Genomic DNA, 25,404 nt, shown 5'->3' on the forward strand with positions numbered 1-25,404 from the left:
GCGGCAGCGAACCGAACAGCCTGGCTCGGGTGGGCTTGCGGGCGCGCCGTGGGGCGCGGCAACCCGGAAAGTATGTCAGACCGGACCGGCGGACCCGAAATCGGCCCCCGCACGCAATGTGTCCAGCATCGCCCGATCGTGTTTGTCCAGGCTGTCCGCCGGGAGCGCGGCGAGCAGGTCGGGCCTGCGGGCGAAGGTGCGCTCCAGCGACCGGTCCCGCCGCCAGCGGGCGATCGCGGCGTGGTTGCCGGAGCGGAGCACGTCCGGCACCGGCCGGTCCCGCCACACCTCGGGCCGGGTGTAGCTGGGCCCTTCGAGCAGGCCGTCGGAGAAGGAGTCCTGCTGGGCGGAGACCGGGTTGCCCAGCACGCCGGGCAGCAGCCTGGCCACCGCCTCGACGATGACCATGACCGCGACCTCGCCGCCGACCAGCACGTAGTCGCCGATGGAGACCTCGTCCACCCGCACCCGGGTGCCCGCGTCGTCGACGACCCGCTGGTCGATGCCCTCGTAGCGGCCGCAGGCGAACACCAGGTGCTCCTCGGCGGCGTACTCGTGCGCCAGCGCCTGGGTGAACGGGCGTCCCGCGGGCGTGGGGACGACCAGCCGCGGCGGCGGACCGGCGCAGACCTCGTCCAGCGCCTCGCCCCACACCTGCGGCTTCATCACCATGCCGGGACCGCCGCCGTACGGGCTGTCGTCGACCGCCTTGTGCACGTCGTAGGTCCACTTGCGCAGGTCGTGCACGGTGAGGCTGAGCAGTCCGCGCTCGATGGCGCGCCCGAGCAGCGCCGCCCGCAGCGGCTCCAGGTACTCGGGGAAGATGGTGACGACGTCGACGCGCACTACTCGATCAGACCTTCCGGCGGGTCCAGCACGACCCGGCCGCCGCGCACGTCCACCTCGGGCACGATCTCGCGGACGAACGGCACCAGCAGCTCCGCGCCGTCGGCCCGATCGATGACCAGCAGGTCGGGGCCGGGTCCGTGGGTGATGTCGCGGACAGTGCCCACCCTGGTCCCGTCGACCAGCTCGGCGGCCAGGCCTGCCAGCTCGTGGTCGTAGAACTCGTCCGGGTCGTCGATCGGCGGCAGGTCGGCGGGGTCGGCCAGCAGCAGGGCCCCGCGCATCGCCTCCGCGGTGTCCCGGTCGGGCACCTCGGCGAAGACGACCAGCAGCCGCCCGGCGTGGTGCCGGGCGGCCGACACGGTCAGCTCCCGGTGCGATCCGTCGCGCAGCCGGGCGGTGAGCCGGGCGTCGAGCGCGAACCGCCGCTCGGGCGAGTCGGTGCGCACGTCCACGGCGAGCTCGCCGCGGATGCCGTGCGCCTTGGCGACCCGCCCGACGGCGACCAGGTTCGATCCGTCCATCGTGGTCTGGGTGATCAGTGGTCGGTGTCGACCACGTCCACCCGGATCCCGCGACCGCCGACCCCGGCCATCACGGTCCGCAGCGCGGTCGCGGTGCGGCCGCCCCGGCCGATCACCTTGCCCAGGTCGTCGGGGTTGACGTGCACCTCGAGGGTGCGGCCGCGGCGGGTGGTGACCAGCTCGACCTGCACGTCGTCGGGGTTGTCGACGATACCGCGCACCAGGTGTTCCAGGGCGTCCGCGAGGGCACTCACTCGGCCGCGGCCTCCGCCTCGGCGGGCGCGTCCTCGGCCTTGCGCGGCGCGGACCGCTTCTTCGGGGTCGTCGCGTCGGTGGAGGGCTCCTCGCCCGCCGCCTTCAGCGCGGCCTCGAACAGCTCCTGCTTGCTGGTCTTCGGCTCCTTGACCCGCAGGGTGCCCTCGGCGCCGGGCAGGCCCTTGAACTTCTGCCAGTCGCCGGTGACCTCCAGCAGGTGCTTCACCGGGTCGGTCGGCGTGGCGCCGACCCCCAGCCAGTACTGCGCCCGCTCGGAGTCGACCTCGATGAGGCTCGGCTCCTCCTTGGGGGCGTACCGGCCGATCGTCTCGATCGCCTTGCCGTCGCGGCGGGTGCGCGCGTCGGCGACGACGATGCGGTAGTACGGCGCGCGGATCTTTCCGAGGCGCTGCAGCTTGATCTTGACAGCCACGGGTAGGGGTACTCCTCAAAGCTCTCGAAGTGCGGTGTCGGGCGCGACGGCCCCGAGTGGGGTCGGGGATCTCGCCCGAAGTTCTGGGTGTCACGGCACGGTGAGAGGGTCCGGCCACGACGGACAGCCGCCAATTCTGCCAGATGGGTCCCCGGGGGAGAACTCGCGGGGGTCAGCCCGCGAACGGGACCAGTTCGACGCCCGCTCGTTCGAGCCCGGCTCGGACGGCCCGTGCGTGGTCCACGGCGCCCGGGGTGTCGCCGTGCAGGCAGAGCGACCGGGCAGCCATGGCGAGCACGGTGCCATCGATCGCGACAATCTCACCCGATTCGGCGAGTCGGACAGCGCGGTCGACGACGGCGGCGGTGTCGGTGATCAGCGCCCCTTCTTGCCCACGCGGGACGAGGGTCCCCTCGGGCGTGTAGCCCCGATCAGCGAAGGCCTCCTCAACGCCGACCGAGCCTGCGGCAGTCAAGAGGCGTGAACCGGGTAGGCCGAGGATGGGGAGGTCACCGAACGCCTTGACCCCGTCGACCACGGCTTGGGCTTGGGCGTCGTGGTGCACGGTGGCGTTGTAGAGCGCGCCGTGCGGTTTGACGTAAGAGACGCTGGTTCCCGCCGCTCGCGCGAACGCTTCCAGCGCCCCGATTTGGTAGAGCACCTCATCGGCGAGGCGGGCGGGTTCGACGTCGATGAAGCGGCGGCCGAAGCCCGCGAGGTCCCGGTAGGACACCTGGGCGCCCACGGCGACCCCGCGCGCGGCGGCGGAGACGCAGACGGCGCGCATGGTGGGGGCGTCACCCGCGTGGAAACCACAGGCCACGTTGGCGGAGGTCACCACGTCGAGCAGGGCGTCGTCGTCGCCGAGGCGCCACACGCCGAAGCCCTCGCCCAGGTCGCTGTTGAGGTCGAGCGCGGTCACGAGTGCATCACCCCGAGGCTGATCAGCAGCGAGACGAGCGCGGGCAGGAAGTTGTTCACCTGGTGCGCGACCACGCTGGCGCCGAGGCGCTCGGTGTAGAGCCGGGCCAGGCCGATCGGGATGCCGATGACCAGCAGCAACGAGGTGCGCAGCGGTTCGAGGTGGCTGACCGCGAAGATCGCCGTGGTGAGCCCGAACACCGCCCACCTGCCCCACTTCAACCGCTCCAACGCCCCCCACAGCAGGCCGCGGTAGATGATCTCCTCGAAGACCGGTCCGACCAGCCAGACGTAGACGAACAGGATGACCGCGGCGGCCACCGGCATGGTCTGGTTGTCCACCAGCCTGCCCAGCGACGAGGTGGCGTCGTGCTCGCCGACGATGCGGGACCAGATGGCCGCGGCGACGGTGGTGCACACCAGGCCGAGCAGGCCGAACTTCACCCCGGAGCGCAGGTCGGCGCGGTTGTAGGACAGCCGCAGGTCGACCACCGGGCCGTTGCCGCGGACCCAGGTGACCACCAGCGCCGCCAGGGTCGCGAGGGCGGTGGGCACGATGGTGCCGACGAGGATCACGGCGACGGAGTCGATCGAGTCGGGGCCGCCCAGGCCCATCAGCGCGTTGATGACCACCGCGGACAGCAGGAACACGGCGAAGACGAACAGGAACGCCCCGAAGCCCCACTTGTGGTCGCGGCCGGGCGCGGTCGGTGGGACCGGCGGGGTCACCGCCTGCTTCTCGGCGGTGGGCTCACCGGGCGGAGGTGGTGCCATGGCGTGCTCCCCCACAGTCCATCCGAGTGTCCGTCCGATTCGGTTCCAACTGGTCGCGCTGCGCCGCACCCGGGCTGGATCACCCGACGATCCGCCCTCTCAGGATGATCCGCCTGGGGGCGCGCAGCACGGTGAGATCCTTGCGCGGGTCGTCGTCGAACGCGAGCAGGTCGGCGGCGGACCCCTCTTCCAGGCCCGACCAGCCGAGCCAGCCGCGCGCGGCCCAGGAGCCCGCGCCGAGGGCTTCCTCGGCGGGCATGCCAGCCCGGTGCAGGGCGGTGATCTCGTCGACGATCCGGCCGTGCGCGATGCCGCCGCCCGCGTCGGTGCCCGCGTAGACCGGCACCCCGGCCTCGACGGCGGCCGAGACCATGGCGCCCGCGCGGGCGTGCAGGTCGGCCATGTGCGCGGCGTAAGCGGGGTACTTGGTGGCCTTGGCGGCGATGTCCGGGAAGTTCTCGATGTTGATCAGGGTGGGCACCAGGGCGGTGCCGCGCCTGGCCATCTCGGCGATGACCCCGTCGGTGAGCCCGGTGCCGTGCTCGACGCAGTCGATCCCGGCGTTGACCAGGCCGGGCAGCGCGTCCTCGCCGAACACGTGCGCGGTGACCCTGGCGCCCGCGTCGTGCGCGACCTTGATCGCCTCGGCGAGCACGTCGTCGGACCACAGCGGCGCGAGGTCGCCCCGGTCGCGGTCGATCCAGTCGCCGACGAGCTTGACCCAGCCGTCGCCGTAAGCGGCCTGTTCGGCTACCGCGGCCGGTAGCTGTTCCGGGTCGCCGACATCGATGCCCAGGTGCGGGAGGTAGCGCTTGGGGCGGGCGATGTGCCTACCGGCGCGGACGATCCTGGGTAGATCCAGCCGCTCTTGCAGCGGCCGGGTGTCTATGGGGGCGCCGCAGTCGCGCAGCAGCAGCGTGCCCGCGTCGCGGTCGGTCTCAGCCTGCGCCGCGGCGGTCTCCAGGTCCACCGGGCCCTCCGGCCCGATGCCCACGTGGCAGTGCGCGTCGACGAAACCGGGGAGCAGGTAGCCGCCGTCGACGACCGTCTCCGCGTTGGGCACCGGGGTGGTGCGGATCCGACCGTTGACCACCCAGAGGTCGCGCTCGTCGTCGCCGGGCAGCACGACCCCGCGCAGGTGCAGCGCGGTCACGGCTTCTTGGGGAACCGCAGCTTGGACGGGTCGAACCCGGGCGGCAGCGTGTCCAGCCCGGCCAGGCCCGGCGGGATCTCGTTGAGGCCGGGCGGCATGCCGGACAGGTCGGGGAACCCGCCGGGGAGACCACCGGGCAGTCCGCCGCGCACCCGCGGCGGCGTCGGGCCGCGGCCCTTGCCCTTCTTCCCCTTCTTGCCCTTCTGCTTGCGCTGGTTGGCCCGGCCACCCATGCCGAACCGGCCCGCCATCTGCTGCATGACCTTCTTGGCCTCGAAGAACCGGTTGACCAGGTCGTTGACGTCGCGGACCTGGACACCGGAGCCGTTGGCGATGCGCAGCCTGCGGGAGGCGTTGATGATCTTGGGGTCCTGCCGCTCGGCCGGGGTCATGCCGCGGATGATCGCCTGCAGCCGGTCGATGTGCTTCTCGTCGACCTGGGCCAGCGCGTCCTTCATCTGCCCGGCGCCGGGCAGCATGCCGAGCAGGTTGGCGATCGGGCCCATCTTGCGGACCGCGAGCATCTGCTCCAGGAAGTCCTCCAGGGTCAGCTCGCCGGAGCCGATCTTGGCGGCCGCCTTCTCCGCCTGCTCGTGGTCGAAGTGCTGCTCGGCCTGCTCGATCAGGGTGAGCACGTCGCCCATGCCGAGGATCCGGGACGCCATCCGGTCCGGGTGGAACGCGTCGAAGTCCTCGAGCTTCTCGCCGTTGGAGGCGAACATGATCGGCGCGCCGGTGACCTCGCGGACCGACAGCGCGGCGCCACCACGGGCGTCGCCGTCGAGCTTGGTGAGCACGACACCGGTGAACCCGACGCCGTCGCGGAACGCCTCGGCGGTGGACACCGCGTCCTGGCCGATCATGGCGTCGACCACGAAGAGGACCTCGTCGGCGGACACCGCGGCCTTGATGTCGGCCGCCTGCCGCATCAACTCCTCGTCGACACCGAGCCGACCGGCCGTGTCGACCACCACGATGTCGTGCTGGCTGCGCTTGGCCTCCTCGATGCCGCGGCGGGCCACCGAGACCGGGTCGCCGACCCCGTTGCCCGGCTCCGGCGCGAACACCGAGACCCCGGCCCGCTCGCCGACCACCTGCAACTGGGTGACCGCGTTCGGGCGCTGCAGGTCGCAGGCCACCAGCAGCGGGGTGTGGCCCTGGCCCTTGAGGTAGCGGGCCAACTTGCCCGCCAGGGTGGTCTTACCGGCACCCTGCAGGCCCGCCAGCATGATCACCGTGGGTGGGGTCTTGGCCAGGTTCAGCCGCCGGGTCTCGCCGCCGAGGATGGCGACCAGTTCCTCGTTGACGATCTTGACGACCTGCTGCGCCGGGTTGAGCGCCGCGGACACCTCGGCACCCTTGGCGCGCTCCTTGACCCTGGCGATGAAGCCGCGCACAACGGTCAGCGCGACGTCGGCCTCCAGCAGCGCGATGCGGATCTCGCGCGCGGTGGTGTCGATGTCGGTCTCGCTCAGCCGCCCCTTGCCCCGCAGGTTCTGCAGGACCGCGGTGAGCCGGTCGGAGAGGGTGTCGAACACGGGTGCGGCACTCCAGCCTTGCGGATCGGGTCGGGCGGGTCGCGCGACGCGGCCCGGTGTCGAGGGTAGTCGCCGGTCGGGCCGGACCGCCCGGATGTCCGGGGACCGCCCTGTGGACAACTTCGCGCGGCCCACCGCCGACCGGTGCTAACTTCCCCGGCACTGACCGAGTTTACCCATTCGCCGCAGGGGGTGTGTAGGTGGAATCCCTAGACAGGACAACGAATCCGGACGTGCCCGGCCTGATCGCGGTCGCCGCCGCGCTCACGGCGCTCGCGGTGGTGCTTGGCGCGGCGGGGATCGCGGCGATGTCGGTGGTGGCCGCTGTCGGGGCGGGTGCCTGCGGTCTGCTGTGGGCGGGGCGCGGTGGAGGTCTGGCCGGGGAGGCCCGACCCCTCGGCGGACCTTCCCCGGACCCGGGTCGCGGTCGGTGGCCCGGTTGCCCTCCCCGGCGGCCGGGGGTCCCGGTGCGACGCCCCGAAGTCTGGTGGACGGTCGGGGGCCCGCCACAGCGTGAAGGCACCCGGGTGGCACCGGGTAGGACTACTCAGTCGCGGGCGGCCCGGTCAGCGCGCGGCGGCGAGGACGGCTTGTTCGATGGTGGCGCGCCAGTCGGCGGTGGCGGCGGGGGCGGTGAAGGCGAAGGAGTCGACCGCGGAGGTGGCCAGGGTGGTGGCGCGGGCCCAGTGGACGTCGACGCCGGTGTGTTCGAGGGCGGTGGCGACGCTGTGCAGGAGGCCGATGCGGTCGGTGGCGCGGAGTTCGAGGACGACGGCGGGGCCGCCCGCCTCGTGGTCGAACCAGAGGACCCGCGGTGGCGGGGTGTCGCCAGGGTGGTGGCCGTAGTCGCGTTCCTTGGCGGCCAGTTTCTCCGCGAGCGGGAGGGAGCCGGTGACGGCGCGGGTGAACTGCTCGCGGAGGAGGGTCGGGTCGGGCATCGAGCCGAAGCGCGGGGTCACGGCGAACACGCCGACGGCGGCGCCCGCGTGGATGGCGACGGTGGCGGCGTGCACCTCCAGCGAGTTGAGGGCGAGCACCCCGGCGGCGCGGGACAGGACGCCGGGGCAGTCCGGGGCGGCCAGGGTGATGGTGGCGCCGGAGTCGGCGGGGTCGACGAGGACGTCGGGTCTGCCGGTCGCGGCGACGGTCCCGGCGAGGGCGCGTTGGGCGTCGTCGAGCGGGACGGGCTCGGGGTAGGCGCCGCCCGCCATGGCGGTGCGGCAGTGGGCGACGAGGTCGGCGACCAGGCGGGCCTTCCAGTCGGTCCAGACGCCGGGGCCGGTGGCCAGGGAATCGGCCTCGGTGAGGGCGTGCAGCAGTTCCAGCAGCACGGGGTCGCCGTCAAGGGTGTCGACGACGCGGCGGACGGTGGCCTCGTCGTCGATGTCGCGGCGGGTCGCGGTGTGCGGCAGGAGCAGGTGGTGGCGGACCACCGCCGAGAGCACCCCGATGTCCGGTGTGGACAGTCCGATCCTGGCGCCGACCTGGGCGGCCAGCGCCGCGCCGACCACCGAGTGGTCCTGCTCGCGGCCCTTGCCGATGTCGTGCAGCAGCGCGCCGACCAGCAGCAGGTCCGGGCGGGAGACCGAGGTGACCAGGCGGGCGGCGTTGACCGTGGTCTGCACCAGGTGCCGGTCCACCGTCCACACGTGCGCGGCGTCGCGCGGCGGCAGGTCCCGCACGGCGCCCCACTCGGGGAACAACCGCGCCCACAGCCCCGTCCGGTCCAACGCCTCGACCACGTCGGCCAGCCCCTCGCCCGCGCCGAGCAGGGTGAGCAGGTCGTGCCGGATGTCGGTGGGCCAGGGGGCGCGCGGCTCCGGGGCCGCCTCGCCGAGCCGCGCCAACGAGCCGGGCGAGATGGGCTGACCGGTCCGCCCGGCCGCCGCGGCGACCCGCAGCAGCAGGCCCGCGTCCCGGCCGGGGTCCGCGTCCCGGGCCAGCGCGACCTCCGAGCCGTGCAGGACGACGCCCTCGTCGAGCGGACGCCGGTCTGGAGCGCGGCGCGGCACGCCGAAGACCTTGCGCGGTGTGGTGGACCGCAGCGCGACGTCGAGGGCGTAGGCGATCGCGCGCCCCGCCCCGGACAAGGCCCGAGCGAGGGCGAACCGGTCGGCGAGACCGAGCGCGGCGGCCACCTCGTCGCCGTCCTGCGGGCGCACCACGTCCCGCGCCCGTCCCGCGACCCGGCGCAGCTCGGTACGGGTGTCGAGCAGAAGCTCGTGCGCGGCCGCGACCTCCCCGCCGGGCCGGTCCACCAACTGCGCCGCGGCGAGGGCCCGGAGCACGGCGATGTCCCGCAACCCGCCCCGGCTGTGCTTCAGATCGGGTTCGACCCAGTGCGCGACCTCGCCCGAGCGCGCCCACCGGGCCCGCACCGACTCGGCCAGCTCGACCACGCGTTTGCGGGCCCCGGTCCGCCACTGCTCCCGCGCCGCCCCGACCAACCGGGCCGAGATCTCCGCGTCGCCTGCCAGGTGCCGACCGTCGAGCAGGCCGAGCGCGGTCCGCAGATCACCGCTCGCGACCGCCAGCGCCTCCCCGACCGTGCGGACCGAGTGGTCCAACCCGACCCCGGAGTTCCACAGCGGGTACCAGAGCAGCTCGGCGACCGGCCCGACCCGGCTCCGGCCGTCGTGCGCCAGCACCAGGTCGAGGTCGGCGTACGGCGCCAGCTCGCGCCTGCCGAGGCCACCGACGGCGATCAGCGCCACCCCGCCGCCACGGCCGGGGACCCCGGCGCGGGCGGCGTGCGCGGTGAGCCAGAACTCGTGCAGGTCGGCGAGCGCGTCGCGGAGGGCGCCGGGGGTGAGCCGGTGACCGGAGCCGAGCAGCCGGTCGCGCGCGCCGACCAGGTCCGCCGCGGTGCGCAGCAGACCGGGGTCCGGCTCGGTCATCCCAGGGCTCCCTGGCCATCGGGCCACCGGCCGCGGGCGGACGGGGGCGTTCGAAGCGGACGGTGTCGGCGGGGACTGCCCCGGCGGCCGAGCGGCGTGGCCGCCGGGGCAGTCACAGTGCTCTCCGCCGAGGGTCAGATCGCGTCGGTGCCGCGCTCGCCGGTGCGGACGCGGACCACGGTCTCGACCGGGGTGACCCAGACCTTGCCGTCGCCGATCTTGCCGGTGCGGGCGGCGGCGACGATGGCGTCGACCACCTTGTCCCCGGTGGCGTCGTCGGTGAGGACCTCGACCCGGATCTTGGGGACGAAGTCGACCGAGTACTCGGCGCCCCGGTAGACCTCGGTGTGGCCCTTCTGCCTGCCGTAGCCCTGGACCTCGCTGACGGTCATGCCGAGCACGCCGATCTGCTCGAGCGCGGCCTTCACGTCGTCGAGGGTGAACGGCTTGATGATCGCGGTGACCAGCATCATTGCCCGGCTCCTTCCGTGCTCGCGCCCGCGGCCTCGCGGATCTTCCCGGCTCCGGCCAGTATGTCGGCCGTCCGACCCAACGACGAGCCGCCGCCACGCAGGCTGGAGAACTCGTAGCCGCTCTCGGCGTGTTCGGCCTCGTCGATGCCGGTGCGCTCGGCCTCGGTGGACACCCGGAAGCCGATGGTCTTCTGGATGAGGAACCCGATGACCAGGGTCAGCACGAACGAGTAGCCCAGGACCACGAACGCCGCCACGGCCTGCTTGCCGAGGAGGCCGACGCCGCCGCCGTAGAACAGGCCGTCCTTGCCCGCCGGGTTGACGCCGGTGGTGGCGAACAGGCCGATGAGCAGGGTCCCGATGAGACCGCCGACCAGGTGGACGCCGACGACGTCGAGCGAGTCGTCGAAGCCGAGCTTGTACTTGAGGCTGACCGCGAGGGCGCACACCACCCCCGCGACCAGGCCGATCACCAGCGCGCCGAGCGGGGACACGAACCCGCAGGCCGGGGTGATGGCGACCAGGCCCGCGACCGCGCCGGAGGCGGCGCCGAGGGTGGTGGGCTTGCCGTCGCGGACCTGCTCGACGACCAGCCAGCCCAGGACGGCGGCGGCGGTGGCGGCCGTGGTGGTGATGAACGCGACCCCGGCGAGGTCACTGGCGGCCAGCGCGGACCCGGCGTTGAAGCCGTACCAGCCGAACCAGAGCAGCCCGGCGCCGAGCATGACGAACGGCAGGTTGTGCGGCCGCATGGGTTCGCGCGGCCACCCCTTGCGCTTGCCCAAGACCAGCGCGAGGGCGAGTCCGGCCGCGCCCGCGTTGATGTGCACGGCGGTGCCGCCCGCGAAGTCGAGCGCGCCGAGCTTGTTGGCGATCCAGCCGCCGACGAAATCCGCGCCGGTGGCCCCGTTGAAGTCGAACACCCAGTGCGCGACCGGGAAGTAGACGACCGTCACCCAGACGGCGATGAACAGCGTCCACGCCCAGAACCTGGCCCGGTCGGCGATCGCACCGGAGATCAGCGCGGCGGTGATGATCGCGAACATCAACTGGAAGACGACGAACACGAGGTGCGGGATCTGGTGCCCGTTCACCCAGGGCGAGTTCGGGTCGGTCGGGGCGGTGCCGACCAGGGAGCCCAGGGTGCCCTTGAGCCCGGTGAAGTCGAGCCCGCCGAGCAGGCCGCCGCCGACGTCGTTGCCGAAGGCGAGGCTGTAGCCGTAGAGCACCCACAGCACCGTCACCACCGCCAGCGCGATGAAGCTCATCATGAGCATGTTCAGCACGCTCTTGGCCCGGACCATGCCGCCGTAGAAAAAGGCGAGGCCCGGGGTCATCAGCATGACCAGCGCGGCGCTCACCAGCACCCAGGCCGTGTCTCCTGCGTTCACACTGTCCTCCCGTGAACTTGGTTGGCGGGAAGCATCGGCGGGTGCTGTTTCACCGGACGGCACCGGAGGTTTCCGGCCGGTGAACTCCCCGCTCACCAGTGTTACGGCCAGGTTTCCGGTACTGCCAGTACACGATCGACTACGGAATCGTGCCGGTAACGTGGCTCCGCGATGAACCAGGTCCGGGAGGTGTACGCGGCGATCGCCGCTCGGTTGCCGTACCACGTGGGCGCCGGGGCTTCCGGACACGGCGTCCCGGTGGCGGCGGTCGGCGATCCGAAGTGGATCTCGGACCAGGTCGACCTGGCCGGGAAGCTCTACCGGCACGGTGACCGGCGGACCCTGGGCGTGCTGTGGTGGTACTCGGCCAGCGTGGTGGTCCCGGCGCCGACCGTGGAGTCGCTGGTGGTGACCGGGTCGGCGCTCGATCCGGCGGCGGTGCGGCTGTACCCGCAGGCGGACGGTCGAATCCTCGCCGCCACCGCGGACGCCCTGTGCTCGTCTCCCGGCTCGGCGTTGCGGGACGTTTTCCAGTCCGCGATCGATGCCGTTTCCGCGGTGACCGGGGCTCGGGCGCGGACACTGTGGGCGATCGCGGCCGACTCGCTGGCCAATCGTGTGTTGTGGACAGGGGGACGGCCGGAGTTGGCTCTGTCGTTGGCAGATGACATGCACGAGCTACCGAAACCACGATTCGTATCCGTCAACGGTCGCGACTACGTCCGGCGTGGATCGTGTTGTCTTGTCTACGAGACCGGGGCCGCCAAGTGTGTCTCTTGTCCCCGTCAAAGGCCGGAGGAGAGATCGGCGAGGCTTTCCGCGCTGTGAGCCTCCAGCCGGTGGGTGTAGACGGCGGCGTAGCGGGTCACGAGTTGCGCGGGATGCAGGTCGATCCCTTGCAGGAAGCCAAGAGCGAGTGAGCGACGCACTTGGTTGTAGTGCCTGCGCCAACCCTCTATGACGGCGTCCCCTACCGGCAGCAGGGTGGTCGGGCTGTCGCAGAGGCGGATACCGCTACCGGCCGCGCCGACGAGGATGGCCTGCCGGGCGAAGTCGCAGGCGGGGTGGTCGGGTCCCGCGTCGGTCAGGCCGCAGGTGGCGGCGTAGGTGTCCGCGCCGAACACGAGCCCGGAGACCCGGCCCTGGCCTGACTCGATCAGGTGCGGCACGGCGAAGTGCCCGTCGTGGTCGACGACGGCCCGCGCGGTGTCCACGCCGATCTCGAACCGCAGCGCCCCGTCCGGCAGCCCGAGCCGCCGCTCCAGCACCTCCAGCAGGCCGACCAGGGCGGTGACCTGGCCGGGCCAGGTGACCTCGGGCAGGGTCAGCGCCTGCGGTCGGCCAAGCGCGGTGACGACCAGGTCGAGCGAGCGCACCGCCCGCCGGAACGACTCGGCGGCGGCGAACGGGCGGACCCGGATCCCGGCCTCGGGCAGGCACCAGCGGCCGAGCAGGACGGCCGCGCGCAGGGCGTCGATGTCGCCGGTGTCGTGCTCGCGGCGGGAGAGGTCGATCCGGACGTCCTCGACCGGGTCGGTCGCCAACTTCCCGCGCACCCGCTCGTAGACGGTCTCGGCGATGGCGGGTGGCAGACCGACGATACCGGCGAGGGCGGCCGCGTCCGGGGCGTGCTCGGCGAGCGCGGCGGCGGCGAGCGCACCCCACCGGGACGGCAGGTCCTCGTCGGCGTCCTGCACCCTGACCAGGCAGGTGTGCACGGGCTGGCGGGCGGCGGCGCGACTGTCCACGGGGGACGGCTCCGGGGCGGCCTCGGCCAGGGCGGCGACGAGACCGGCGATCAGGGAACCGTCCAGGGTGGTCCGCATGCGTCCATAGTGAACCCGGGCGGCCGATTCAGACAGTTGGATCAGGCGGGTGGACCCGGCGGGCTCAGGTGCCGGTCCTGCGGTGCGGCTGGTCGGCGAGGATGCCGTTGCGGACGGCGAAGGAGGCGGCCTCCAGCCGGGAGTGCACGCCGAGCTTGGTCATCAGCGCCTGGACGTGGGTGCGGACCGTGGTCGACGAGATGCCCATCCTGCGCTGCATGGCGGCGGTGCCCGCGCCCTCGACGAGCAAGGCGAGGCACTGGCGTTCGCGCGGGGTGAGGTGGGCGGCGAGCCGCTGGGCGTCACCGGTGGCCGTCGAGCGTGGACGTTCGCCCCGGGTCGGCAACTCCACCACGACCTCGCCGTCCAGTGCGCGGCGGAGGGCTCGGGCGAGCGAGTTGACGCTACCCGTCTTGTGGAGGTAGCCGGCCGCGCCCGCGTCCAACGCGCGGGTGACGGTGGCCGGGTCGTCGTCGGCGGTCAGCACGAGGATCTTGGTGCGCGCGCTGGCCCTGGTGAGCTCCCCGATCGCGGCGACACCGTCGCCGTCGGCGAGCTTGCGGTCCAGCAGGCACAGGTCGGGGTGCAGGCCGCGCAGGGCGGCGACCGCGCCGGACACCGTCGGCGCCACCGCGCGCACGGCGAACCCGTGCAGGGCGAGCACCGTGCTCAACGCGTCGGCGAAGACCGTGTGGTCGTCGCACAGCACCACATCGACCGGGTCGACCGGGTCGCTCATCTCGCCTCCGGGGGGTCGTCGGTCGGCTCAACGACGCCGAAGGTCACCCGGATGCGCGTACCGGCGGGTAGTTCCGGGGTGATCCGGACAACGCCGCCGACCGACCGGACCAGACCGTCCACAATGCCCAGACCGCGGCCGGACCGGCCGGGCGGCCCCGCGCCGAACCCGGGTCCGGTGTCGACCACGTCCACCGCGACCGGGTCGGTGCCGACGACGGCGACCCGGACGGTGCCACCCGCGCGAACGGCGTTGGCCACCAGGTTGGCCACGACCCGCCACAACACACCCGGGTCCAGCGGCGCGAACACCGGTTCCCCCGGGTCGAGGTCGACCGGGGCGCCCGCGGCGGCGGCCACCCCGACGAGCCTGCCGAGCAGGGCCCGCACGTCCAGCGGGGCGGTGACCGGGGTGCCGCGGACCAGGTCGGTGAGCCGGGCCACCTGCTCGGCGATCAGCCCGACCCTGGTCCTGGTGTCCGCCCGCAGTTCGGCCGCGGTCCGCACGGACTCGACGAGCAGGGCGAGGGTGGCCAGTTCGTGGTCGATGTCGTGCAGGACGTCCTCGGCGGCGTGCAGCGCGTTGGCCCGGTCGGTGGTGCGCCGTCCGGGTCCGACCCGGCGGTCGTTCGGCCAGTCCATACGGCGCCCCTTCGGGGAGAGTCCACTTGCCAGATCGGTGCACACGACCCAGGCGTTTCGTGGTATTCGGCGCGAACGGCCTAGCGGTTCACCCGAATGTAGGACTTTCTCATCCCAGATTTGCCACTCCGCGTGGCGGATCATTCACGGGGTGGTGAGGACGGCCTGGACGATGACGTTGTCGCGGTAGCTGCGGATGGCCCGGTCGAAGGTGCCGCCGCAGGTGACCAGGCGCAGTTCCGGGCCGGGGGTGGGCGCGTAGACGGCGTCGGTGGGGAACGCGGCCTTCGGGGTGCGGGTGGTCGAGACGACGCCGAACACGGCCCGGCTGCCGTCGGCGCGGTCGACCTCGACCCGGTCGCCGGGGCGCAGGTCGACCAGCCTGAAGAACACGCCCGGTCCGGCGCGGGAGTCGACGTGCCCCGCGAGCAGCGCGGGGCCGATCGCGCCGGGGGCGGGTCCGGCGGTGAACCAGCCCGCGATGTCGGGGGCTGTGGGTGGGATGAGTGCTCCGGTGCCGTCCACGTTGATGTCGACGAGCGGTGTATCGACGCCGATGGCGGGGATGCGCAGCCGGGTCGGTCTGGGCGCCGTCGTCGTGTCCGTCGCTGTGCCGATGGACGCTGTGTCGATGGACCAGGTTGGTGCTGCCGGGCCGGTCCGCGCGGCGGGGTTGACGGTGGTGGGCTGGTCTGCCGACCCTGTGACCAGGAAGCAGACCAACGCCACCACGACGCCGAGTACCGCGCCGACCGCGACCCGGACGATCACGCGCGGCGGCGGCGCAGCGACGAGACGAACAAGACCCCGACCGCGCCGGTGAGCACGACGAGCACGAGGGCGGCGATCGTGACCGGGCTGGTCCCACCGCCGCCGGTCTCAACGCCACCGGCGGGGATCACCTCGGCGCCCTTCGCGTCGGCCTTCACCTCGGCGGTGAGCCCACCGTTCTTCTCCAGCACAAGAACCGTGTAGACGCCGCCCGGGTCAAGAGACACCGGCAGGTCCGTCGGGGACGTGTTCTTGGGAACCACCTGCAGCACAGTGGACCCGGACGGAACCAGGCTGTAGTTGGTGGCCTGACCGAACGACGCCTTCTCGATGACGGCCACACCGGCGCGGTCGATGTCGAGGTCACCGGCCGAGGGTGCCGCGTTGACGACCCGCATCCGCGCCTGCCCGGACGGCGGCAGGGTGATGTCGTCGTCGAGGACCTTGAGCGCGAGCGAGGCGAACTTGCCCAACCCGGCGACGGTGTAGGCGCGGCCGTCGCCTGCCTGCAGGGTCGCGGAGATCACCGGCGGGGTCGACGGGTCGGCGCCCGCCGGGCGCATCGCGACCGTGTAGGTGCCCGGGTCGACGCGCTGGTAGGCGGACACGGCGCCGTAGGCGACGCCGTTGAGCTTCACCGACCAGTCCGGCTTGGCGAAGTTGGTGACGGTGACATCGACGGCGGGGGTGTCCGGCGACAAGTGGGCCAGCCGCAGGTAGGTGCCGGTCGCGGCCTGCGCGGGCGCCGCGCCCAACGCGGTCAGCACCGCCACCACCAGCAGGATGAGGGTCTTGCGCATGGTTCGGTGTCCTTCGGTCTAGTTCGGCGCGGTCTAGTTCGGGGCGGTGTAGTCCGGGTCTAGTTCGGGGTGGCGTCGCCGGGGGCGGGGATGCGCCAGGAGAGGGTGAAGCCGCGGTCGGTGGCGCGGGAGTCGTCGGGGGCGTAGGGCGGCTGTTGGGCCGCGACCCAGGCGGTGAGGGCGGCGACCACGGACTGGTCGGTGGCGGGGTGGCCGTCCACCTCGGTCAGGACCGCGGTGCGCAGCGGCAGGTCGGAGCCGGTCTCCGGGCCGGGGTTGGTGACCTCGGCGACGGTGATGGCGTGGCCCGCGCTGATCTCGGCGAGCACGGTCATGACCCGCAGGTCGACCTGACCGGCGCGCAGCGCGGCGCGGACCGTGGCCGGCGCGGTGATCCTGGTGTTGGCGGCGAGTTGGGCACCCGCGATCGCGCGGTTGCCGTCACCGACGTAGCCCGCGCCGCCGTCGGTGAGGCTGACCGTGACGCCGGGGAAGGTCGCGATCGGAAGTCCGCGCCCGTTGGCGGTGAGCGCGCCGCGGTCGTCGAGCCGCACGCGGCCCTCGGTGTCGTGGAGGTCGCGGCGAAGGTCGGATGCCAGGAGCGGCGGTGCGGACAGGGCCATGTCGTGTCCGGCGGCAGCGGCGTACCAGTCGGCGGTGGCGCGGTGGTCGACGGTGGGCGCGGTCGGTTGGATCGCCTTGACGCCCCACACAGCGCCCGCAAGCGCGGTGAGCGTGGCAAGAGCTATGCCGGGGCGGAAGGAGATGGCGGGTAGGACAACCCTGTCGAGCATCGCGGCCGTGAGGAATACCGCGCCAGTGAGCGCCACCGGCACAAGTTGGTCGGTCCCAGTCTCAAGAACCAAGGCGAGCACGGACGCAGCGGCTACTCCTGTTGCGACAGATCTAAAAGGAGTGATGAGCCCACCGAGAGCGACAACAAGAGCCGCGAGCAAGAGCAACGATCGCGTGCCGGGTACGAACATCGCGGCCGGGGTAGTGAGGTACAGGAATGGCACGACGCCAACGACTGCGACGACAGCGAAGGTTGCCGACCAACTCCACCGGCGGGTAGGGATGCTCCACGCGAGAGCGCCGACCGCCGCCGGTAGGACAAGCATGGGTGCCGTGGCGACAGCGGCAACGGCCGCGACGACGACTACGGGAACAGGTTTGATGTCGCGGCGGGTGATAGCGGCGACTGAGGCCACACCCGCGACACCGAGCCAGGTAGTGGCCAACGGTCCCGGACCGGCTGTGGCGAAAGCGGTCGCGGCGACAGTGCACGCCGCGGCAATGGCCACCGCGACCGCCAAGGGCCGGAGCTTGAGAAGTGCGGCAGCGAGTAAGAGGCACAGGGCGAGGACGACCGCGGCAGCGACAGAAGCCTCGCGAGCGCTGAGAAGAACGCTGCTGTACCGGTCGAACGAGCGACTTATCCCGCCGTAGAGCACCAACTGGAGGTTGGTCGGGACAAGAGTGCCCGCCACCGGTGGTTCACCAATGCCGGCTACTCGGCTGTAGACCCCATCGATGACGGTGGTCTCCAACGGCGACGCAGGCAGGGTCGCGGCCGTCAGATAGACCCGAAGGACGAACACCCCTGCCGAACCCAGCGCGAGAAACCAACCGGCCACGGCGATCGGACGGGTCCGCCACCAACTCCGACTAGCGACAGCAGGTGTCACAGCCCGGACCGGGCTCAGCCACCGCGCGCGAACAGGTGTGACGAGCGCGCTCAGGAACAGGACTCCGTCGAGCACCCGGACCAGCGGCAGGAAAACCGCGACGGGGAGATAGCGCGGCTCCTGCTGTCTACTGGCGACGACAAGAGTCAGCAGCAGGTCGGGCACGAACACGCCGAGCAGCAACGCCGGCACGGTGACCACGCCCGTAGCGACCAAGACCGGTAGAGCTATCCACAGCAAGGACGCGACAACCGTCTCCGCCGCGAAGGCGACAATCCCGCGCGTGTGCGATCCACCGCCGCCGTCACGCCGGGCAGCCTGCCAAAACCCCTTGGCCCATAAGCGAAGCTGGGTGCAGTAGGTGCGTAGGTCATCTGGGTCACGGGTGCTGACCACTGCACCGCGCACCACAACAACACGACCCAGTCGACGCCGGTAGATCTGGTTCGACAGGTCGAAATCCGCGACAGCCACACCGTCCGGGTCGAGATCGAGCTCAGCCAACACGCTCGACCGGTATAGCCGCGCCGGGCTCGGCAACAGACGGGCGACCTCGGTGCGGGGGCGGGTGCGGTCCACGGTCAGCAGCCACTGGGTCAATGCCAGCGACCGGGCCCGGTACGCGGTCAGCAGGCGGGCCACCGGGTTGCGCCGGGCGGTGTCCCACTCGGTCTGGGCGTACCCGGCGATGGCCACCACGGCGGGGTCCTCGAACAGCGGCAGGGTCCGGTCGAGGAACCGGGGGTGCGGCCGGTGGTCCACGTCGAGCAGCAGGACGTACCGGTACCGGTCCAGCGCGCCGAACCCGGTCAAAGCCGCCGAGACGGCCCCCGACCGGCCCGAGGGCCGCACCGTCTCGGCGACGTTCACCCCCTGCGCGTGCGCGACGTCCAGCGTGCGGTCGGCGGAGGCGTCCACCACCACGTGGATGTCGGTGCGCGGCACCAACCGGGCGGCCGCCGTGATCGCCGCCGCGACCTCGTCCTCGGCGTCGCGGGCCAGGATCAGCACCGCGACCTCGCCGAGCACCGGCTCGCCCCGCTCGACCGGCGGCGACCCGCGCTCCCGGTCCCGGCGGAACACCCCGAGCACCGCGCCGACCACGAACCCCACGCCGACCACGAACGCGGCGAGCACCCACGCCGGGATCACCCCGGCACCGATCCGTGGCCCACCGCATCTCCCCTACACCGTGCCCCAACACGGCGACCGTAGGATCCGACGGACCAATTCGGCTCACCCCGCTGGATGAGCGCGCCTACGACATATGGACGGGATCTTTCGGTCGCGGTAAGAGCCCGGCGGCACGGGCAGCGCTCACGGCCTGCAAGCGACTGTGCACTCCCAGTTTCGCGTAGACGCTATGTGTGTGGGTCCGCACCGTGTTCGTGGACAGACCCAACTCGGCGGCGATCTGCGGGCCACGCATACCGTCCACCATGCACCCGAGCACCTCGCGTTCCCGTGCGGACAACTGGTCCAGTGGGCCCTCACCGACGCGGTTGACGTCGTCACGCAAGCCACGCAGGACCGCGCCGAGGAACCGCGGCGGGAACCACGCGTCACCGCGCGCGACACCACGCAGGACCTCCACGAGGTGGGTCATCCCGGACGCCTTGGAGATCCACGCGTCGACCCCGAGCCGGGCCGCGGCCAGCGCGCGCTCCGGGTCCTTGCTCCCGGTCAACGCGACCAGCCGGGCCTCCGGGGCCGCGGCGCGCAGGACCCCCAGCAGTTCGGCCAGTGGGACGCGGGCGGTATCGGGCTCGACGGTGATGATCGCGGGCCGCTCCCGCTCCAACCGGGCGGACAACCGCGGGTCGTCGCTGGCACTGCGGCCCGCCACCCACAGGTCGGTGAACGCGGCCAACCGGGTGGCCAGCGCGTCGGTGAGCAGGCTGTGGTCGTCGACGAGCCAGAGTCTGATGGGGTCCACGGGCGGACACGGTGCATGAGGAAGCCTCGACTGTCCTCATGCAGTTGGAGGAGACTCACCCGATCGTGGTTCCCAGAGTTGACGTCAAGTCAGCAGCGCGTCAATTCAACAACGCGTCCACGAAGGCGCGGGGGTCGAAGGGGGCAAGGTCGTCAGCGCCCTCGCCGAGGCCGACGAGCTTGACGGGGACGCCGAGCTCGCGTTGGACCTGGAAGACGATGCCGCCCTTGGCGGTCCCGTCGAGCTTGGTCAGCACGACGCCGGTGACGGCCACGACCTCGCCGAACACCCGGGCCTGGGTGAGGCCGTTCTGACCGGTGGTGGCGTCGAGCACCAGCAGCACCTCGTCGACCTTGGCCTGCTTCTCCATCACCCGCTTGACCTTGCCGAGCTCGTCCATCAGGCCGCTCTTGGTGTGCAGCCGACCGGCGGTGTCGACGAGCACGGTGTCGACCCCGGACTCACGGCCCGCCTTGACCGCGTCGAACGCGACGGCGGCCGGGTCGGCACCTTCCTTGCCCCGGACCACTTGGGCGCCCACCCGGTCGGCCCAGGTCTGCAACTGGTCGGCGGCGGCGGCGCGGAAGGTGTCGGCGGCACCGAGGACGACGGTGCGGCCGTCGGCGATGAGCACTCGGGCGAGCTTGCCGGTCGTAGTGGTCTTACCGGTGCCGTTAACCCCTACGACAAGCACAACCGCGGGCTGCCGGTCGCCGTCTTCACCGTGCGGTAGCGCGCGCACGGACCGGTCCATATCCGGGTGGAGCGCGTCAACCAAGACCTCACGTAGCAGTGCGCGGGCCTGTTCGGCGGTGCGGACTCCGCGCGACACCAGTTCGGTGCGCAAGCGATCGACGATGTCCTGGGTGGTGGCGGCGCCGAGGTCGGCCAACAGCAGGGTGTCCTCGACGTCGGTCCACGAGTCCTCATCCAGGTCGCCCGCGCCGAGCAGGCCGAGCAGGCCCTGACCGAAGGACGACCGGCTGCGGGCCAGCCTGCCGCGCAGCCGCTCCAGCCGACCGGCGGTCGGGGCGATCTCCTCGACCACCGGGGGCACCGGCTCCGGGTCGGCAACCGGCTCGGGCGCCACGACCACCGGTGCAGGCACCGCCGCGACGACCGGGGGTTCGCCGGTGGCATCGGTGACATCAGGCTGGGTGACATCCGGCAGGGTGACGTCGACCAGCGGGCGCTTGACCGAGTCGCGCGGTACCGACGCGTCGTCGCCGACGCCGGGCTGGCCGTCCACCTCGGTCCGCTCGCCCGCCGGGTGCGGCGGGGCCTGCGGGCCGCCCTGGGCCAGGTTGATGCCGCCGCCCGCCTGGTACCCACCCTTGGGCCGCTCGGTCACCCCGGGTTCCCGGTCGAGGGTGATCCGCCTGCGCCGGGCCAGCACGACACCGGTGACGATGCCCGCGACCAGCAGCACCAGCACGACGACGAGGACGACGATCAGGGTGTTCGACACCCGGCCATCCTCGCATCCCGACACCCCGGCCCGCCGCGCACCGGGCGGGAGCACCCCCTGTGCTGCTCGGGTCCGGGCGGTCGGCCGTGGTCCAATGGGCGTCCACCGGGTGGCCGCCTGCAGGGCTTCCGGGCCGTCCCACCCCGACCCGGCGGGAGTCCGCGTGCACGTCCTCGACCTGGCGATCATCGTGGTGTTCCTGATCGGCATGCCGCTGCTGGGGGTGCTGATCGGCGGGCGGCAGCGGTCCGCGAAGGACTACTTCGTCGGTGACGGCAAGATCTCGTGGTGGGTGGCGTGCCTGTCGGTGGTGTCCGCCGAGACGTCCACGCTGACGGTGTTGAGCGTGCCGACGGTGGCCTACCTGGGTTCTTTCACCTATTTGCAGCTCGCGATCGGGTACATCATCGGCCGCACGGTGGTCGCGTTCGTGCTCTTGCCGCGATACGTCGCCGGGAACATGACGACCGCGTACAACTTCCTCGGTCAGCGGTTCGGACCCGGGCTGCAGGCAACGGCGTCGGTCACGTTCCTGCTGACTCGTCTTCTTGCCGACGGCGTGCGGCTGTTCGCGACGGCCATACCGGTGAAGGTTGTGCTGTCCGCCTACGGTTTGAACGCTCAGTACTGGCAGATCGTGGCCGTGCTCGGTGTCGCGATGGTGGCGTACACGTTCTTCGGTGGGGTCCGCGCGGTCGTGTGGGTCGACGCGGTGCAGATGCTCTGGTACGTCGCGGGCGGGATCGCGGTGATCGCGGTGCTCGCCGGGAAGCTGCCCGACGGGTGGCTGGACGCGGCGGTGCACGCGGGCAAGACGCAACTGTTCGACTTCGCCGCGGCGCCGCTGTCGAACCAGTACTCGGCGGTCGCGGCGATCATCGGCGGCGCGGTCCTGTCGATGGCTTCGCACGGCGCCGACCAACTGGTGGTGCAGCGGCTGATGGCCTGCAACGACGTGCGGGCCAGCCAGAAGGCGATGATCGCCAGCGGCGTGGTGGTGATCCTCCAGTTCGCGATGTTCCTGCTGATCGGGACGATGCTGTGGTCGTTCTACCGCGGCCTGGACCCGGTGAAGGGGCTCGGGCTGACCACGTCCGACGAGCTGTTCGCGTCGTTCATCGTGACCGACCTGCCCAGTGGGCTGTCCGGGTTCGTGATCGCGGGCATCCTGGCGGCCGCGCTCAGCTCGTCGCTGGGGGCGCTGGCGTCGTCGACCGTGACCGACGTCTACCAGAAGGTCGCCCGCCGAGACCTGTCGGACGCGGAGACGCTGCGTCTTGGTCGCATGTGGACGGTGGTGTGGGCGGGCGCGCTCATCGTGTTCGCGTCGATGTTCACCACAACCACGAACCCCATCGTCGAAACCGCCCTGGCCATCACCGGCTACACCTACGGCGCGCTGCTCGGCGCGTTCGTCTTGGGGCTGGCCGTGAAACGGGCCAGACAGGTGGACGCGATCGTGGCGTTCGTCGTAACGGTCGCGGTTATGGCGTTCGTGATCCTGGGGTTGAAGTTCGACAAGGCCACTGGCTCGTTCCTCGGCGTCAACTTCGCCAAGGCGTCCGGTAGCACTGTCGCGCTCGCGTTCCCCTGGTACACCCCGCTCGGGGTCGCGGTGACGCTACTCGTAGGCGGTCTGCTCGCCCTGCGCCACCGCAACCCCGTGCAGGTCTAGAAGACTCCCTGGGCGGGGGCGAGGATGCCGCTGGGGTCGTACTTGGCTTTCAAGCGACGCAGACGGGGATAAGAGGCCCCGTAGTGGCGTGCCCAGTCACCTGAACGGCTCGGGATAGAGCCAATCGGGTACTGGGCGCCGCCTACGGACAGCGCGCGTTCGTAGGCGTTCCGGTTGTCCGTCAACAACTTCTGGACCATCGCGTCATCCGATGGGGCTACCACGCGCAGGATGGACAAGATGAACACGACAGGGCTGTCGGGCACCGACACCATGGGCCGGGTAAGACGCTTGCGGGAGAACGGGTACAGCAGGATCGGGCCGTTACCGGTGTCGGCGGGGGTCAGCTTGGACAGCAACTCCTCGACGTAAGAGTCGGTGGCCTTGTCAGGCAGGAACAGGTTGAGCCACGGGTTCGGGAACCGTAGTGGCCGCAATTGCTCGATAACCGCATAGATCCGGTTGAGCCAGTCCAAGTACGGCATCGACGTGATTTCCGTCGTCACCGGGGCCGGTAAGCCGCGCAGGATCGCGTTGTCGTCGGGATTACCGCCGTAGACACCGCCTTCGAGCAGGTAGGTCCACCCGGTGCCGGACCACACGGCCTGACCTTCCAGGTAGTCGAAACGGCCGTCGGCGAGCGCGATCCGTTGCGCGGCCGTCATGGAACGCAGGTCCGGATAGCCGTAGTGGTAGATGCGGGCCGTGGCGGCCGCCGGGACAAGGGCCAGCGTGACGCGCACGATCACGCCGTACTGGCCGAGCCCGCCGAGCACGGCGTCGAACAGTTCCCGTTCCACGGTCGGCGAACAGCGGACGAGCCTGCCGTCGCCGGTGACGACCTCCACCTCCCGCACCGCGTCCACCTGCAGGCCGTACCGGGAACTGGCCCCGCCGATCCCGCCGACCGACAGGGTTCCGCCCACGGACAGCCCGAGGTAGTCGGTCGCGACCGGCGGGGTGTACCCGGCCGCCAGCGTCGCCCGCACCACGTCCAGCCAGGTCGCGCCCGCGTCGACCACAACGGACCCGCGCGACACCGGGCCGATCTTCGCCAGGGTGCGCGAGTCGATCACGACACCGGCCGGGGCCTGCGCCTGGCCGAAGGTGGAGTGCCCCTGCCCGCGCACCGCCACCGGAATCCGGTGCGCGGCGGCGAACCGGACCACCGCCGTGATGTCGTCCACCGAACCCGGCCGCAGCACCGCGCGCGGACGGCGGTGCGCGATCTGCCCGTAGTCGTCGGCGGCCTCGCCGAGCGCCGCGTCATCGGTGACCAACCGGCCGTCCAGCCGGGGCACGGGGATGCCGCCCGCGCCGGTGTCCGCCTGGGCCTGGGTCACCCACCCCGGGCTTAGCGCGTCGAACGCGACGATCGCGCTCGCGGCACCTAACGAAGCAAGAACCTGACGGCGGTTGGGCACGGGGACTCCTCGCCAACTCGGCAGCGGTGATCGGGGACCGGTCGAAGATGATCACGACCGGGGTCACCCTAACGGCCGATCACCGCCGCCGGTAAGCGACCAGTTCCAAGTGGAGCCCGAACCCGAGCGCGGTGAACATCCGCTCCGAGGCGTCGTTGCCGAGCGCGATCACCGCCGCCGCCTGGCCGCGCACCCCCTTCGCCGCGGCGAGCGCACGCAACAGTGCCCGGACCAACGACCGGCCCGCGCCCGCCGACCGCATGTTGGGATCGACGGCCACATAGTCGACGTACAACTCCTTCTCCTGCACGAAGCCCGCCGCGTAGCCGATGACGCCGTCCGCTCCCGTCAGCACGACGACCGTGTGGCCACGCGCGCCCCGCACCAACTGGTTCCCGGTCACCGTGCGGTTGGGGAAGCACCGCTCGTGCAGCTCGACGACCTGCGCCCGGGTCTCCGGGTCGTTGTCGAGCCGTCGCGGCCCAACCGGGTCCGGCACCGCCCCCACCAACACCGACCGCAACGCGGACCCGGTGAGCGTGAACACCCGACTGGCCGAGCCCGCCGCGAACCCGTGCCGGGCGGCGAAATCACCCAACCCGCGGTTGCGCCGGTGCCCGTAGAGCTCCAGATCGGTGACACCCGCCAGCCTGGGCAGGGTCGTGACCAGGTCCAGCAGCTCGTCGGCGGTGTTCTGCCACACCTGGCGGGCCGCCGGGTGCCCGGTCGGCACGTCGACGAACGGCCCGTACAGCCAGGCCCGGCCCAGTTCCGGGCGCACCTCCGCGCTCAGCACGGCGCGCACGGCGCCGTGCTCGTCGCAGCCGACCACGGCGCCCGCGGGCCAGTCCCGGACGACCTGGGTCAACTCCTCGGTGATCTCCTCGGCCGTGGTCCCGTGGTAGCCGATGTGGTGCCCGGGATCGGCCTGCAGCCGGACCAACAACTCGACGACGGCGGTCAGGTCCGCCTCGCACGCGGCACGAATCGAATACATGTCCGAAATCGTGACCGGCGCGAGCACCCCCGCGCGACCGGATTACCGCAAGGGCAACCGGCCCCCGAGCAGTACACCCGACCGGACGCACCCGGCGCGCACCCCGTCGGCCCGCTGAATCGAGAAACCCGGCCGAGCGCACCAAGTGGACGGTGATCGCGCACCGCGACCGGATAACCCCAGGCAGTAGTCGTCCCATCCGGACAAGGGCCCAACGGCCACCAGCACGGGCAA

23 protein-coding genes are annotated in these 25,404 nt (G+C 71.9%); 2 read left to right on the top strand and 21 right to left on the bottom strand.

The window, feature by feature from the left end; genetic code table 11:
- Nucleotides 1-75: 75 nt before the first annotated feature.
- From trmD to H504_RS0127145, 11 genes are all read right to left on the bottom strand, one after another.
- A complete protein-coding gene (trmD, locus tag H504_RS0127095) occupies nt 76-846 on the bottom strand; it encodes a tRNA (guanosine(37)-N1)-methyltransferase TrmD (RefSeq protein ID WP_026425343.1) in 771 nt (256 codons plus the stop codon).
- On the bottom strand, nt 846-1,370 hold the full coding sequence (rimM, locus tag H504_RS0127100; RefSeq protein WP_026425344.1) for a ribosome maturation factor RimM: 525 nt from the start codon (nt 1,368-1,370) through the stop codon (nt 846-848). Before rimM ends, trmD begins: the two co-directional genes overlap by 1 nt.
- A gap of 14 nt (nt 1,371-1,384) precedes the next feature.
- The gene (locus tag H504_RS0127105; RefSeq protein ID WP_018682041.1) at nt 1,385-1,624 is read right to left on the bottom strand and encodes an RNA-binding protein; all 240 of its coding nucleotides are present in this window, start codon (nt 1,622-1,624) and stop codon (nt 1,385-1,387) included.
- Complete coding sequence (gene rpsP, locus H504_RS0127110; RefSeq protein WP_026425345.1) at nt 1,621-2,058, bottom strand: 30S ribosomal protein S16; 438 nt, start codon at nt 2,056-2,058, stop codon at nt 1,621-1,623. Before rpsP ends, H504_RS0127105 begins: the two co-directional genes overlap by 4 nt.
- A gap of 172 nt (nt 2,059-2,230) precedes the next feature.
- On the bottom strand, nt 2,231-2,980 hold the full coding sequence (locus H504_RS0127115; RefSeq protein WP_026425346.1) for a LamB/YcsF family protein: 750 nt from the start codon (nt 2,978-2,980) through the stop codon (nt 2,231-2,233).
- Nucleotides 2,977-3,753: a CPBP family intramembrane glutamic endopeptidase gene (locus H504_RS0127120; protein WP_026425347.1), complete on the bottom strand. Its 777-nt coding sequence runs from the start codon at nt 3,751-3,753 to the stop codon at nt 2,977-2,979. Before H504_RS0127120 ends, H504_RS0127115 begins: the two co-directional genes overlap by 4 nt.
- A 79-nt stretch (nt 3,754-3,832) precedes the next feature.
- Nucleotides 3,833-4,906 (bottom strand): amidohydrolase family protein, encoded by a 1,074-nt coding sequence (locus tag H504_RS0127125; RefSeq protein WP_026425348.1) that lies wholly within the window; start codon nt 4,904-4,906, stop codon nt 3,833-3,835.
- Entirely contained in the window at nt 4,903-6,444 is a 1,542-nt protein-coding gene (ffh, locus tag H504_RS0127130; protein WP_026425349.1) for a signal recognition particle protein, read from the bottom strand. The genes H504_RS0127125 and ffh overlap by 4 nt, the downstream gene beginning before the upstream one ends.
- A 566-nt stretch (nt 6,445-7,010) precedes the next feature.
- Complete coding sequence (locus H504_RS0127135) at nt 7,011-9,341, bottom strand: [protein-PII] uridylyltransferase (RefSeq protein WP_051386308.1); 2,331 nt, start codon at nt 9,339-9,341, stop codon at nt 7,011-7,013.
- 134 nt (nt 9,342-9,475) lie between these two features.
- The gene (locus H504_RS0127140; protein ID WP_026425351.1) at nt 9,476-9,814 is read right to left on the bottom strand and encodes a P-II family nitrogen regulator; all 339 of its coding nucleotides are present in this window, start codon (nt 9,812-9,814) and stop codon (nt 9,476-9,478) included.
- Nucleotides 9,811-11,205, bottom strand: coding sequence for an ammonium transporter (locus H504_RS0127145; protein ID WP_211239406.1), 1,395 nt, complete (start codon nt 11,203-11,205; stop codon nt 9,811-9,813). The genes H504_RS0127140 and H504_RS0127145 overlap by 4 nt, the downstream gene beginning before the upstream one ends.
- A 171-nt stretch (nt 11,206-11,376) precedes the next feature.
- On the opposite strand from H504_RS0127145, the gene H504_RS0127150 reads away from it, so the two are divergent.
- Complete coding sequence (locus tag H504_RS0127150; RefSeq protein ID WP_051386309.1) at nt 11,377-12,033, top strand: (2Fe-2S)-binding protein; 657 nt, start codon at nt 11,377-11,379, stop codon at nt 12,031-12,033.
- Here the strand turns inward: H504_RS0127150 and H504_RS37250 are convergent.
- The 8 genes from H504_RS37250 to ftsY all read right to left on the bottom strand — a co-directional run bounded on the left by H504_RS37250 (nt 11,991) and on the right by ftsY (nt 21,074).
- Entirely contained in the window at nt 11,991-13,031 is a 1,041-nt protein-coding gene (locus tag H504_RS37250) for a DUF6986 family protein (protein WP_051386310.1), read from the bottom strand. The two genes, H504_RS0127150 and H504_RS37250, sit on opposite strands and share 43 nt — an antisense overlap.
- A 64-nt stretch (nt 13,032-13,095) precedes the next feature.
- The gene (locus H504_RS0127160) at nt 13,096-13,770 is read right to left on the bottom strand and encodes a response regulator (RefSeq protein WP_026425354.1); all 675 of its coding nucleotides are present in this window, start codon (nt 13,768-13,770) and stop codon (nt 13,096-13,098) included.
- Nucleotides 13,767-14,411: an ATP-binding protein gene (locus H504_RS0127165; RefSeq protein WP_026425355.1), complete on the bottom strand. Its 645-nt coding sequence runs from the start codon at nt 14,409-14,411 to the stop codon at nt 13,767-13,769. Before H504_RS0127165 ends, H504_RS0127160 begins: the two co-directional genes overlap by 4 nt.
- Before the next feature lie 144 nt (nt 14,412-14,555).
- Nucleotides 14,556-15,182, bottom strand: a complete 627-nt coding sequence (locus H504_RS37255) for a class F sortase (RefSeq protein WP_035306318.1) — start codon at nt 15,180-15,182, stop codon at nt 14,556-14,558.
- Nucleotides 15,179-15,982 carry a DUF4397 domain-containing protein gene (locus H504_RS37260; protein WP_051386311.1) on the bottom strand — a complete coding sequence of 268 codons (804 nt, stop codon included), beginning with the start codon at nt 15,980-15,982 and terminating at the stop codon, nt 15,179-15,181. The genes H504_RS37255 and H504_RS37260 overlap by 4 nt, the downstream gene beginning before the upstream one ends.
- 59 nt (nt 15,983-16,041) lie before the next feature.
- A complete protein-coding gene (locus tag H504_RS0127180) occupies nt 16,042-18,822 on the bottom strand; it encodes a glycosyltransferase family 2 protein (RefSeq protein ID WP_026425356.1) in 2,781 nt (926 codons plus the stop codon).
- Nucleotides 18,823-18,928: 106 nt separating this feature from the next.
- On the bottom strand, nt 18,929-19,606 hold the full coding sequence (locus H504_RS0127185) for a response regulator transcription factor (RefSeq protein WP_026425357.1): 678 nt from the start codon (nt 19,604-19,606) through the stop codon (nt 18,929-18,931).
- A gap of 100 nt (nt 19,607-19,706) precedes the next feature.
- Nucleotides 19,707-21,074, bottom strand: coding sequence for a signal recognition particle-docking protein FtsY (gene ftsY / locus H504_RS0127190; protein ID WP_026425358.1), 1,368 nt, complete (start codon nt 21,072-21,074; stop codon nt 19,707-19,709).
- A 163-nt stretch (nt 21,075-21,237) separates the two neighbouring features.
- On the opposite strand from ftsY, the gene H504_RS0127195 reads away from it, so the two are divergent.
- On the top strand, nt 21,238-22,749 hold the full coding sequence (locus tag H504_RS0127195; protein ID WP_026425359.1) for a sodium:solute symporter: 1,512 nt from the start codon (nt 21,238-21,240) through the stop codon (nt 22,747-22,749).
- On the opposite strand, the gene H504_RS0127200 is transcribed toward H504_RS0127195, so the two are convergent.
- Both H504_RS0127200 and H504_RS0127205 read right to left on the bottom strand, forming a co-directional pair.
- Nucleotides 22,746-24,173, bottom strand: a complete 1,428-nt coding sequence (locus tag H504_RS0127200; protein ID WP_035306321.1) for an FAD-binding protein — start codon at nt 24,171-24,173, stop codon at nt 22,746-22,748. The genes H504_RS0127195 and H504_RS0127200 overlap by 4 nt on opposite strands.
- A gap of 79 nt (nt 24,174-24,252) precedes the next feature.
- Nucleotides 24,253-25,170 carry a GNAT family N-acetyltransferase gene (locus H504_RS0127205; protein WP_157440654.1) on the bottom strand — a complete coding sequence of 306 codons (918 nt, stop codon included), beginning with the start codon at nt 25,168-25,170 and terminating at the stop codon, nt 24,253-24,255.
- Nucleotides 25,171-25,404 lie beyond the last annotated feature (234 nt).

Origin of the sequence: Actinokineospora inagensis DSM 44258 (genome assembly GCF_000482865.1) — a bacterium.
GTDB lineage: Bacteria > Actinomycetota > Actinomycetes > Mycobacteriales > Pseudonocardiaceae > Actinokineospora > Actinokineospora inagensis.